The 11,795-nt window shown below is 66.6% G+C and carries 13 protein-coding genes; 8 read left to right on the forward strand and 5 right to left on the reverse strand.

Annotated elements, in window-relative coordinates; all coding sequences use genetic code 11:
- Positions 1-12: 12 nt before the first annotated feature.
- Positions 13-1,125: a polyamine ABC transporter substrate-binding protein gene (locus tag WFK61_RS00250; protein WP_336809477.1), complete on the reverse strand. Its 1,113-nt coding sequence runs from the start codon at positions 1,123-1,125 to the stop codon at positions 13-15.
- Positions 1,126-1,271: 146 nt separating this feature from the next.
- Here WFK61_RS00250 and WFK61_RS00255 point away from each other — a divergent pair, with 146 nt between their 5' ends.
- From WFK61_RS00255 to WFK61_RS00265, 3 genes are all read left to right on the forward strand, one after another.
- Entirely contained in the window at positions 1,272-2,027 is a 756-nt protein-coding gene (locus WFK61_RS00255; protein ID WP_336810080.1) for a DUF3750 domain-containing protein, read from the forward strand.
- Between the two features lie 73 nt (positions 2,028-2,100).
- Positions 2,101-2,322, forward strand: a complete 222-nt coding sequence (locus WFK61_RS00260) for an antitoxin MazE family protein (protein ID WP_336809479.1) — start codon at positions 2,101-2,103, stop codon at positions 2,320-2,322.
- Positions 2,319-2,642, forward strand: a complete 324-nt coding sequence (locus tag WFK61_RS00265; RefSeq protein ID WP_336809481.1) for a type II toxin-antitoxin system PemK/MazF family toxin — start codon at positions 2,319-2,321, stop codon at positions 2,640-2,642. The genes WFK61_RS00260 and WFK61_RS00265 overlap by 4 nt, the downstream gene beginning before the upstream one ends.
- Positions 2,643-2,754: 112 nt before the next feature.
- Here WFK61_RS00265 and WFK61_RS00270 read toward each other — a convergent pair whose 3' ends face one another.
- Complete coding sequence (locus WFK61_RS00270; RefSeq protein WP_336809483.1) at positions 2,755-4,038, reverse strand: cystathionine gamma-synthase family protein; 1,284 nt, start codon at positions 4,036-4,038, stop codon at positions 2,755-2,757.
- 133 nt (positions 4,039-4,171) lie between these two features.
- On the opposite strand from WFK61_RS00270, the gene WFK61_RS00275 reads away from it, so the two are divergent.
- On the forward strand, positions 4,172-4,642 hold the full coding sequence (locus WFK61_RS00275) for an Lrp/AsnC family transcriptional regulator (protein WP_061964482.1): 471 nt from the start codon (positions 4,172-4,174) through the stop codon (positions 4,640-4,642).
- On the opposite strand, the gene WFK61_RS00280 is transcribed toward WFK61_RS00275, so the two are convergent.
- Positions 4,643-5,647, reverse strand: coding sequence for an alpha/beta hydrolase (locus WFK61_RS00280; protein ID WP_336809487.1), 1,005 nt, complete (start codon positions 5,645-5,647; stop codon positions 4,643-4,645).
- A gap of 133 nt (positions 5,648-5,780) precedes the next feature.
- Positions 5,781-6,911 carry an alpha/beta hydrolase gene (locus WFK61_RS00285; protein ID WP_336809489.1) on the reverse strand — a complete coding sequence of 377 codons (1,131 nt, stop codon included), beginning with the start codon at positions 6,909-6,911 and terminating at the stop codon, positions 5,781-5,783.
- A gap of 153 nt (positions 6,912-7,064) precedes the next feature.
- On the opposite strand from WFK61_RS00285, the gene meaB reads away from it, so the two are divergent.
- Positions 7,065-8,051 (forward strand): methylmalonyl Co-A mutase-associated GTPase MeaB, encoded by a 987-nt coding sequence (gene meaB / locus WFK61_RS00290; protein ID WP_336809491.1) that lies wholly within the window; start codon positions 7,065-7,067, stop codon positions 8,049-8,051.
- Between the two features lie 85 nt (positions 8,052-8,136).
- Positions 8,137-9,507, forward strand: a complete 1,371-nt coding sequence (locus tag WFK61_RS00295) for a TIGR03808 family TAT-translocated repetitive protein (protein ID WP_336809493.1) — start codon at positions 8,137-8,139, stop codon at positions 9,505-9,507.
- Positions 9,508-9,515: 8 nt separating this feature from the next.
- Here WFK61_RS00295 and WFK61_RS00300 read toward each other — a convergent pair whose 3' ends face one another.
- Entirely contained in the window at positions 9,516-10,511 is a 996-nt protein-coding gene (locus WFK61_RS00300; RefSeq protein ID WP_336809495.1) for an asparaginase, read from the reverse strand.
- A gap of 140 nt (positions 10,512-10,651) precedes the next feature.
- On the opposite strand from WFK61_RS00300, the gene WFK61_RS00305 reads away from it, so the two are divergent.
- Entirely contained in the window at positions 10,652-11,476 is an 825-nt protein-coding gene (locus tag WFK61_RS00305; RefSeq protein ID WP_336809497.1) for an alpha/beta hydrolase, read from the forward strand.
- Positions 11,477-11,528: 52 nt separating this feature from the next.
- On the forward strand, positions 11,529-11,765 hold the full coding sequence (locus WFK61_RS00310) for an Lrp/AsnC ligand binding domain-containing protein (RefSeq protein ID WP_038361355.1): 237 nt from the start codon (positions 11,529-11,531) through the stop codon (positions 11,763-11,765).
- Positions 11,766-11,795 lie beyond the last annotated feature (30 nt).

Genomic DNA, 11,795 nt, shown 5'->3' on the forward strand with positions numbered 1-11,795 from the left:
GTCCGGAGCCGGTCACTTGCCGGTCTTCACGCGCGTCCACAGCCGGTTCACCAGCCGCTGGGCCTTCTGGTCGTAGGGCGTGATCGTGTAGAGCCGCGCCATCACCGCGTCCGAGGGGTAGATGCCGGGATTGTCCCGCACCGCCGCCGAGAGGAACGGCTTCGAGGCGATATTGCCATTGGCGTACTGGATGAAGTCCGAGTTCTTCGCCGCCATCTCCGGCTTGTTGACGAAGTCGATGAACTTCAGGGCCGCCTCGACATTGCCGGCATCCTTCGGGATCACGAGGGAGTCGAACCACATCAGCGCGCCTTCCTTCGGGATCGAATAGGCGATCTGGACGCCGTTCTTGGCTTCCTCGGCGCGCTTCTTGGCCTGCAGGATGTCGCCGGAATAGCCGACGGCGAGGCAGATATCGCCGTTCGCCAGCGCGTTGATATATTCCGAGGAGTGGAACTTCTGGATATGCGGGCGGATCTTGCGCAGGAGCTCGCCGGCCTTGTTCAGATCGGCCTCGTTTTTCGAGTCGGGATCGAGCCCGAGATAGCGCAACGCGGCCGGGAACATCTCCTCGACCGCATCGAGCACATGGACGCCGCAATTCGAGAGCTTCTTCAGCGTCTCCGGCTCGAAGACGATCTTCCAGCTGTCGATCACCGCGTCGGGGCCGAGGCGCTCCTTGATCTTGGCGGTGTTGTAGCCGATCCCCGTGGTGCCCCACATGTAGTTCACGGCATATTTGTTGCCGGCATCGTATTTCGACAGCCGCGTCTGGATTTCCGGCCAGAGATTCTTGAGGTTCGGCGCCTTGTCCTTGTCGACCGGCTGATAGAGGCCGAGCGGGATATGGCGCGGCAGGAAGGAGGCGGTGACGACGATCAGGTCGTAGCCGGTCTTGCCGGCGAGAAGCTTGGTCTCGACCGTCTCCATCTGGTCGAAGGTGTCGTAGACGACGGTGATGCCGGTTTCCTTCTTGAAAGCTTCGAGCACCTCCGGATCGACATAGTCGGACCAGTTGAAGATACGCAGCTGCTTGTCCTGCGCGGCCACCGGCGCGGCCAGAAGTCCCAATCCGATCGCGCAAGCGGCAATCGCCTCGGTCAGTCGCTTCGTCGCCCTACCCAATCCGCCCCTCCATCGTGTTGGCGCGCGCACGCTACCAGCTTTCCCCCCGGCATCAACCGCGATCGGGCGCGACCGAACGCCCGCGCACAGGCAAGCTGCGCCTGACGCAAGCGTGAACGGCGGCAGCCTTGCCGGCCCCCGTCCTCATGCACATACCGTACCGCATGCGCCTGTTCCGCCCCTTCCTGCTGTTCTTCGCGATCGCCTTCCTGCTGCCGCTCGCGAGCCATGCGGGCTGGTGGTATTGGCAGACGCATGCGCCGGACTGGCGGCGTGCCGACTGGACGAGCGCGAAGCTCCTGCCGGCAGCTTCCGTCGAGCCTGAAGCGACCGTGCACGTCTTCGCCGCGCGCGTCGGGCGCTGGCGCGGCATCTTCGCCCATCATTCCTGGGTCGTGGTGAAGGAGCGTGGCGCCAGCGCCTATACCCGTTTCGACGTCGTCGGCTGGGGGGCGCCGGTCCGGGTCAACCATCGCGACGCCGATGGCCGCTGGTTCGGTAACCTACCGGAGCCCGTCGCCGAAATACGCGGCGAGGCAGCCGAACAGCTGATCCCGCGCATCCGTGCGGCGGTCGCTGCTTACGCCTATTCCAGCCCCGGCAGCTACCTCGCCTGGCCCGGGCCGAATTCGAACAGCTTCGTCCAGCACGTGCTGGCGGAAGTACCCGAGCTGCATCAGGCGCTGCCGCCAACGGCATTGGGCAAGGACTGGCGCGCCGACGGCCTCTTCGCCGGGCTGACCGCCAGCCGCACCGGCATCCAGGCCTCGCTCTATGGTCTTGCGGGTGTGACCGTGGGCTGGGTCGAGGGCATCGAGATCAACCTGCTCGGCCTCGTCGCCGGCCTCGACCTGCGCAGCCCGGCGCTGAAGCTGCCGGGCTGGGGGCGGGTCGGGGTTTAGGCCTGCAGCGCCCGGCAACCTTGTACAACAAGGCGGAGAGCGTTACATGTAACGCTCATCAGGAATAAGCTGAATGGCCAGTTCGACAGCCAGACGCGTCCAGAAGCGCCGCGACGCCCTGCGGGCGGCCGGATTGCGGCCGGTACAGATCTGGGTTCCCGATACGCGGCGGCCGGGGTTCAGCGAGGAATGCCGCCGTCAAGCCCGCCTCGTCGCTGTCAGCGACAGTGCCGACCGGGAATTGGATGCGTTCCTCGACGCCGCGCTGGACGACCTGGACCGCGCCCCTGAATGAAGCGCGGCGACCTCGTCACCGTCGCGATCGCGGGAGATTTCGGCAAGCCTCGCCCTGCCCTGGTCGTTCAGGCCGATCCGTTCGATCTGACGGCGACGGTGACTCTGCTGCTGATTTCCAGCGATCTAGTCGATGCGCCGCTGATCCGGCTGACGGTCGAGCCTAACTCCATCAACGGCCTGCGCCTTGCCTCCCAGATCATGGTCGACAAGGCGATGACCGTGCGCCGCGACAGGATCGGGCAGGTTTTCGGCCGCCTCGATCCCGAGATGATGATCGCGGTGAATCGGTCGCTGGCGCTGTTCCTCGGGCTCAGCTGAAGCCGGTCGTCATTCTCGGGCGAAGCAGAGCTTCGACCCGAGAATCTCAGGACGTGAAGACACCGATTTCCGTGATGCTCGGGTCAAGTTCGAGCATGATGGCGGACGGCCCTCACACCGCTTCGAAGGCCTGCGCCAGATCGGAGATCAGGTCCTCGATATTCTCGATGCCGACGGAGATCCGGATCAGCGCGTCGGTCAGGCCGATCTCCTCGCGCAATTCGCGGGCGACGCCGGAATGGGTCATCGCGGCGGGATGCGAGACCAGTGTCTCGGTGCCGCCGAGGCTGACCGCGAGCTTCATGATCTGGAGGTTGTCGAGCACGGCGAAGGCTTCCTTCTCGCCGCCCTTGACGTCGAAGGCGAACGTGGAGCCCGCTGCCGTGCACTGGCGGTCGAAGACCGCCTTGCGCGGGTCGCCGTCCTTGAGATTGCCGAGATAGTGAACCCTGGCGACCTTGGGGTGGCTCTCCAGATACTCCGCCACGAGCTTGGCGTTCTCGTTGGCGCGGCTCATCCGGATGTCGAGCGTCTCCAGCGAGCGCATCAGCATCCAGCAGGAATTCGGGTCGAGTTGCGTGCCGAGCGAGCCGCGCCAGGCCTTGACCTGCCGCACCAGCGCCTCGGAGCCGCTGATCGAGCCACCGACGAGGTCGGAATGGCCGCCGACATATTTGGTCAGCGAGAGCAGCGAGAGATCGGCACCCTGCTTCAGCGGCTTCTGGTATTTCGGGCCGAGCATGGTGTTGTCGACCACGACGGGCGGGCGGTGGCCCTGCGACTTCTCAAGCTCGTCGGCGATCATCTTGCAGGCGGCGAGGTCGACGAGGCCGTTGGTCGGGTTGGCGGGCGTCTCGACCAGGATCATTGCGACGCGCCCCTTGGCGGCGGCGGCCCGCGCGACCTCCCGCATCTGCTCGATGTCGAGGCCATCGGTGAAGCCGAACGGCGTGACGCCGAAGGCGCCCATCTGGTTCTTCAGCAGCGTCTCGGTGCCGCCATAGAGCGGGCGCGAATGCAGGATCGTGTCGCCCGGGCGCAGGAAGGCGAAGCAGGTCGTCGCGATCGCCGCCATGCCCGAGGCGAAGACGGCGCATTTCTCGGCCTCGTCCCAGATCGCCAAGCGATCCTCGAGGATCTCCATATTGGGATGGTTGAAGCGCGAATAGACGAGGCCGGGCTTCTCGCCGGGCTTGGGCTGGCGCCGGCCCGAGGTGAAGTCGAAGAAGTCCTTGCCCTGCTGGGCGTTCTCGAAAACGAAGGTCGAGGTCAGGAAGACCGGCGGCTTGAGCGAGCCTTCCGACATGGCCGGCGAATAGCCGAAGCCCATCATCAGTGTCTCGGGATGGAGCTTGCGGTTGGCGATCCGGTCCTTGTGGTAGTTGTCTTCGCTCATGGCCGTCTCCCTTGCGATCCTGCGATGCAGGCCGGTTTCTGGCACCAGATTATTCCCATCATCGCGCCATTGCTTGGCCGATCAGCATCATCCTAATGTGCCGCAAGCAGCTTTCTGCTCATTTTCGACAAGGATGGAGCATATCGTGCTCGACAGCATCGACCGCCGGATTCTCGCCGTGCTGCGCGAGGACGGACGCATCACCAACCAGGACCTGTCGCAGCGCGTCGGGCTGTCGCCGACGCCGTGCCTCCGGCGCCTGAAGCGGCTGGAAGAGACCGGCGTCATCCAGGGCTATACGGCGGTCGTCGACCCCAAGGCCTATGGCCTGCCCTTCAGCGTCTTCGTCTCGGTGCGCCTCACCCAGCAGAACCAGGAGCAGATATCCGAGTTCGAGAAGGCCGTCGAAAGCTGGAGCGAGGTCGCCGAATGCTACCTGATGACCGGCTCGCAGGATTATCTGCTGCGCGTCGTGACCGATGGTATCGAGGGCTATGAGCGCTTCCTGAAGCAGAAGGCGACGCGGCTCAAATGCATCCAGTCGGTCGAATCCAATTTCGCACTGGCGACGATCAAGAAGCGCTCCGGGCTGCCGCCTGTGTGATCAGCCGCCGCGATCCATGGCGCGGCGCACGACCTGCGTGACCTCGCTATTGGACAGGAAGAGGTCGTGGCGCAGCATGCTCCAGCCCCGGCCGGAGGTGTCGGCGACGCGAACGCCCAGCGCTTCCAGCCGCGAGCGATCCGCCGCACCGGCGCGCGCGACGCCGCCGGCGATGCGCGCGGAGACGGCCAGCGCCCGGTCGCCGGGATCGATGATCACGGTCATGCGCTGGGCGAGCGGCCCGAGCTTCTTCACCGTCTGCTCGAAGGCATCGATATCGACATCCGGCGAGGCCAGCACGACCGAGCCGATCCGGGCGTAGATCTCCTGGGAATCGCGCAGCTCGCGCAGGCCTTCCAGGGTCAGGAACGTGCCCATGGAATGGGCGACGATATGGATGCGGCCGACGGTCGGATTGGCGACGAGCGCCTGCAGCGCCTGGACGAAGCCGTCGCGCGACCAGAGCGCGCTTTCGCGGTCATAGGCGTAGTCGAAAAGCTTGCCGCCCGAGGGCCAGGTGAACAGCGCCGTGCGGCCCTGGAATTCCAGCGAATGCGAGAGCTGGCCGGCGCTGCGCGCGGCAGTCTCGAAGGTCTCGTTGAAGCCGTGGATGTAGAGCAGAACGTCGCGCCCGTTCACGGCATCGGAGAAAGCCCGCGCCGCATCGCCCGAGGTTTCGCGGGAGACTCCGAGCACCGCCCAGTCGCCGCTGACGGCCGAGGACACGCGGCCGGAAATGCCGCGCCCCGGCGGCGACAGTCGCGCCTCGGCGAAGGTCAGCGGGCCACGGTCGGTGTTGAAATAAGGCGTGGCATTGCCGGTCGAGCGGCGCGTCGTCATGACGAGCAATCGCGGGTCCTTGCCGAGCGCCGAACTATCGGCGCGCTCCGGCTCGGAAAAGGGCGAGACACTGGCCTCGCTCTGCGCGCAGGCCGCGAGGCCGAGCGGCAGGAACGCTGCGAGAGCCAGCGAACGGCATGAAAAGGCGCGCCTTGTAACGGGCATGAAGACAGGCATCCGGTCAGAATTGAGGGGCCGAGCTGGCAGCCGGACCTCTAAAGGCAGGCCAAGGCGGCCAGAATGGGGCAAGCGGCCCGCGGCCGCTGCGAAGCGGCCGGAGCGTTGCGCGGAAGCGACATCACTGCGCGGCGCCGGAAATGATCTGGATCGGCGCGGTGACGACGAGCCCGACGGTCGACCCCACCGTGCCCATCACGCCGCCGGCGACATCGCCCAGCCTGTCGCCGAATTGCGGCCCGGCGAAGCCGATGCCCTTATCCTGCTGCAGCCGCTGGCCGATCATCTGCACGACCTTCGGCGAGGACGCGAATTTCGCGTGGTTGAGACTGTCGCCGGAGGAAACCTCGGAGAGGTCGATCAGCCGCACGCCGAGCTTTTCCAGCTCGGCGATCGTCTCGGTGTCCTTGCTCGACACCGCGCCCAGCCGCTTCTTGTCGCCGGCGAACCGCCTGGAGAAGTCCAGCGCCCGGTCATCAGCCGAAACGAAAACCGTTATCGGCCGCCGGATTTCGCGCATCTGCATCTTGAACACGTCGAGATCGACGTCGGGCGCCGCGAGCATGACGTCGCGGAGCTTGCCGCCGAAGGCGCCGTCACCACGGATCGCGGCCTGCCGGAGCGTCTCCAGCGTCAGGAGCGTGCCCATGGAATGGGCGAGGATATCCATGCGCGACGGGCCGAGATCGCGAGCGATCGCGCGCAGGTTCGCCTCAAGGAAATCGCGGGAATAGAAGGCGCTTTCGCGATCATAGGGATAGGCCAGCAGCTGACCGCGCGAGGGCCAGGTGAACAGCACGGGCACGCCCTTGAAGCCGGAATCGTAGACGATCTGGGCGAAGCGATAGACCGAATCGGCGAAATTCGTGTTGTAGCCGTGGACGAAGACCAGCACGTCGCGCTGGGAGGCCGGCCGCCGCGCCAGTTCCTTGCGCACGTCCGAAACGACCGGCGCGAGGTCGAGCTTCTGGAGATTGGTGGCGGTGAAATGCTTCGCGGGATCGCCCGGGCCTGAGTCAGGCAGCTCCAGATTGCCGGACTTGTGGACATGCGGGACGGTGATGTCGAGGCGGGCGAAGGATAGCGTGGGACCACGCTCTCCGCTGAAATAGACCGGCTGCGCCGAGGCCTCGCGCGTCGTCGCGACATAGATCTGGACGGTCCCGGCGACATCCGCCTTCGGCGCCTGGCTCAGCTCCAGAACGCGTGGCGTGCCGCAGGCGGCGAGCGCCAGCGGGACAAACAGGACCAACAGGAGAACACGAAGCCGCATCGCCACGCACATCATTGCCAAGTCGTCTCACCGCAACAGCGAATTCACAAGATGCGCACATGACACAGTGATGAAGCAAGTGAAGCGCGCGGACGCCTTGTCGCCCGCTCCCGCGACTTGCTAACTGGATGCATGGTCGACAGCAGCTCTCCAGCCGATCCGCTCGGCGACGCGATTCTCGCCGGCGAGCGCGCCGCGCTGGCCCGGGCGATCACGCTGGCGGAATCGCGCCGCGCCGACCATCGCGAGCAGGCGCAGGCCCTGATCCAGCGGCTGCTGCCGCATACCGGCCGCGCCATCCGGGTCGGCATCACCGGCGTGCCGGGCGTCGGCAAATCGACCACGATCGATGCGCTGGGCACCTATCTGACGGAGAAGGGCCACAAGGTCGCGGTGCTCGCGGTCGACCCGTCCTCCACGCGCACCGGCGGCTCGATCCTCGGCGACAAGACGCGCATGGCCCGGCTCGCGATCGACCCCGATGCCTATATCCGCCCCTCCCCGTCCTCGGGCACGCTCGGCGGGGTCGCCGCCAAGACGCGCGAGACGATGCTGCTTTGCGAGGCCGCGGGCTTCGACGTGATCCTGGTCGAGACGGTCGGCGTCGGCCAGTCCGAGACCGCGGTCGCCGACCTCACCGATTTCTTCCTCGTGCTGATGCTGCCCAATGCCGGCGACGAATTGCAGGGCATCAAGAAGGGCATCATCGAGCTCGCCGACATGATAGCGGTCAACAAGGCCGATGGCGACGGCGCGACGCCTGCCCGCGCCGCCGCCGCGCAGTACAAGGCCGCCCTGCACATCCTGGCGCCGACCTCGCCGCTGTGGAGCACGCCGGTCGTGACGATCTCGGGATTGACCGGGCTCGGGCTCGACGCGCTCTGGGCGAAGATCGAGGATCACCGCGCCCGCTTCGAGGCCAAAGGCCTGATCGCCGACAAGCGCCGCAAGCAGGATGTAAAATGGATGTGGGCGATGGTGCAGGACCGGCTTCAGGCGAAGCTCCGGCACGATCCCGCCCTGAAGGCCCGGACACCGGAGCTGGAAGCCGCCGTGGCAGCCGGACGCCTGCCCCCGACATCCGCCGCTGACGAGATCGCGCGGGCGCTGGGGTTGTAGGGCTCGCGTCGCGCACTCCAGTTCCAGATCGGCACAGCCTGAGCTGGCACGCGGCTTGATCAGCGGCTGCCGAGCAGGAGGTTCCATGGTGCATTCCCGACGCAGCGTGCTGGCGATGGGGCTTTTCGGCACGGCTTCGGCCGTTCTGCCCGCACATGCCCAGTCGCGGGCCCCTGCTGCCACGCCTCTCGGCCATCTCGGGCTCGACGCCAGCCAGTTGGGGCTGCGGCCCGGCGCCACGGAAGACCAGTCACGGCAATTCCAGACTGCGCTGAAGCAGGCCGCCGCGCGCGGGGCGCCGCTCCTGCTACCGCCCGGACGCTACCGGGTCGGCGGCATCATGTTGCCGGAGAATGCCCGGATCATCGGCGTGCCCGGCGAGACGCATCTCGTCACCGCGGACGGCCGCCCCGTGCTGATCGCCCGCAATCTTGGCCGGGCCGAGCTGACCGGCCTGAACTTCGACGGGCTCGACATTCCCTCGGCCCAGCGCAGCGGCTTGCTGACGGCGGAGAATGTCGGCGAACTCATCATTTCCAGCTGCGCCTTCGCCAAGGCCGGCTCGGTCGGCCTGACGCTCGACCGCTGCGGCGGGCGCGTCACGACGAGCCGCTTCCGCGACATGCGCGATGCCGCCTTGTTCGCGATCGATTCGAAAGGGCTCACCGTCGAGCAGAACCGGATCGAGGATTGCGGCAACAACGGCATCCAGATCTGGCGCAACCAGCCGGGCGACGACGGCTCGATCGTGCGCGGAAACCATGTGATGCGCATCCGGACCGATAGCGGCGGCGACGGCCAGAACGGCAACGGCATCAATGTCTTTCGCGCCGGCGGCGTCATTGTCGAGGGTAACCAGATCCGCGACTGCGCGCTGACCTTCATCCGCAACAATTCCGGCTCGGGCGTCCAGATCCTCGGCAATCAAGGGCGGCGCTGCGGCGAGGTCGGCCTCTTCTCCGAATTCGCGTTCGAAGGCGCGATCCTGGCCAATAACCATCTTGAAGATTGTGCGGTGGGGGCCTGCATCACCAATCTCGACCATGGCGGGCGCATCGCGGTCTGCGCCAACAACATCATCCGCAACGCGACGCGCAGGGTCGCGCCCTTCAGCAAGGAGGCGGGCGGCGGCTTCGGCATCCAGGTCGAGGCGGAAGCGGCGGTGACCGGGAACGTCATCGAGAACGCCAGCGAGGTCGGCATCGTGCTCGGCTGGTCCTGGGCCATGCGCAACCTCGCCGCCACCGGCAACGTCATCAGCAAGACCGGGATCGGCATCTCGGTCTCGGTCGTGCCGAAAGAGCGCAACGCGCTGGTCGCCAACAACGTCATCGCTGAGGCCCGCAACGGTGCCGTGATCGGCACCGAATACGGCAAGCCCGTCACCGGCGACCTGACCAAAGCCCCCGACGCCAAAGCCTCGGGGATCATGGTCGCCAACAACGCGGTGCGTTGAAGCTTGCCTCAGGCGGCTGCGCGGATGCGGCCGACCTCGATGCCGTTCCAGTTCTTCAGCACGGTCTCGCGCAGCGGCGCGAAGGCGGCCTGCGTGGCATCGTCCATCGGCAGGAAGCGCGCGATCAGGGCACCGAGCGCAATCTCGGCGGCGCGGCCGGCGCCGTCATCGCATTTCAGAGCGATGCCGTAGCCGAGTTCCGGCAGAGACGCGCAATAGACGCCTTCGGCCCCGGTCTTGGTGAAGGCGCGCTCACCCAGCAAGTCCATCAGGCGGGTGTCGTAGCGGCCCGTGCCGGCGACCATGAAGGGATGGGCCGCCGCTGCCGCGCGGATGCGCGCCGCCGCCTTCGCCCGCTCCGGCCCAAAGCCCCGGCCGGTGCCGAACCGGGCGAAGCCCAGCGCCAGCGCCGAAAGCGGCACGGCGTAAGACGGGATCGAGCAGCCATCGATGCCCATCCGGTCTGCGCTATGCGCGGCGCCCGTCACGGCCTCCAACGCGCCGCGCACCGCCTGCTGTACCGGGTGGTCCGCCATCACATAGCCCTTGGGGTCCTCGTCCATGTTGCAGGACAGGCAGACGAAGCCGGCATGCTTGCCCGAGCAGTTGTTGTTCAGCGCGCTCGGCTCGGCGCCGGACTTCGCCAGAGCCCGCGAGACGAGTTCGTTCGACGGCCAATGCGCGCCGCATTCGAGGCAGCCGGCATCGCGGCCGGCCTTGCGCAGCATCGCAAGCGAGGTCTCGGCATGGAGCGGCTCGCCGGAATGCGAGGAGACGGCGAGCGCGATCTCGGCTGCGGTCAGCCCATAGCGGTCGGCGGCGCCGCTCTCGATCAAGGGCAGGCCCTGGATCGCCTTGACGGCCGAGCGCGGGAAAACCGGACGCTCGACATCGCCGGCGGAGAACACCACGCCGCCATCGGCGTCGACGACGATCGCCGCGCCGCGATGGCGCGATTCGACGACATTGCCGCGCGTGACCTCGGCGAGAACAGGGTTTTCCATGGCGACCTCCGTTGCCCATTGCGATGGGCTTGCCGCCTTTTGGCGCCGGAGCGGGATCCTGTCAAAAGCGCTGGCGCGAAGCGCGCCGGGCTGCCACGGTGCCGCCCAGCAGACCCGCGCCCTTCAGCGATGGAAGACCGATGTCGCCGGACTACGAGACCGAATACAATAACCGCGCCCGCGTGCCGGAACATCCCGGCATCATCGCCGGCTGGCAGGCCGATGCCGCCGCCTATCGCGGTGAAGCGCTGTGCGAGCTCGATGTCTCCTATGGCGAGGGCGCGCGCCAGGCCTATGACCTGTTCAAGCCCGAGACGATCCGCGGCAACGCGCTGGTGATGTTCATCCATGGTGGCTACTGGCAGGCGCTCGACCGCAGCTATTTCTCGCATATGGCGCGCGGGCTGAACCGGCTGGGCCTGCCGGTCGCGGTCATCGGCTACGATCTCTGCCCGCAGGTCCATCTCGGCCATATCGTCTGGGAACTGCAGCAGGCGGCAGCGGCGCTCTGGCGGCGCTTCGGCCTGCCGGTAATCGCGACGGGGCACTCCGCCGGCGGCCATCTCAGCGCCTGCACGCTCGCCACCGACTGGAAGAATGTCGATCCCGACCTGCCGGATCAGCTCGTGCCGGCGGCCTATGGCATCTCCGGCCTCTACAATCTGAAACCCCTCGTCGAGACCAGCATTAACAAGGCGCTCAATCTCGACCTCGCTGCCGCGGAACTGGAAAGCCCGCTGTTCTGGCCGGCCCCGTCGCGCCTGACCATGGATGCGGTGGTCGGCGGCGCCGAGAGCGACGAGTATCACCGGCAGAGCCGCCGGCTCGTCGATGTCTGGGGGCTGGAGGGCGTGACGACGCGCTATGAGGAAATTCCCGGCGCCAACCATTTCACCGTGATCGCCGGGCTGACCGACCCAGAGAACGCGATGACCCGGCGGATCGCCGCGCTCGCGGGCGCTTGATCTTCCGGCGTCGAAGATTCTATCCAGACCCAACAGAGTTTCGGAGCGCGCGATGCAGACCTTCTTCGTCGAGATCAAATGCAAGCTCGGCAAGACCTACGAGGTCGCCAGCGAACTAGCCGATCGCGAGATCGCCTCCGAGATCTATTCGACCGCCGGCAATTACGACATCCTGGCCAAGTTCCACGTCGCAGCCGATGTCGACATCGGCCATTTCGTCGCGCAGAAGGTGCAGTCGATTCCCGAGATCGCCGACACGCATACGATCATCACCTTCAAGGCGTTCTGATCCGTCCGAGCCGCTGTTCAGGACGATTTT

The sequence above is a fragment of the Allobosea sp. MMO-172 genome (assembly GCF_037147855.1).
GTDB lineage: Bacteria > Pseudomonadota > Alphaproteobacteria > Rhizobiales > Beijerinckiaceae > Allobosea.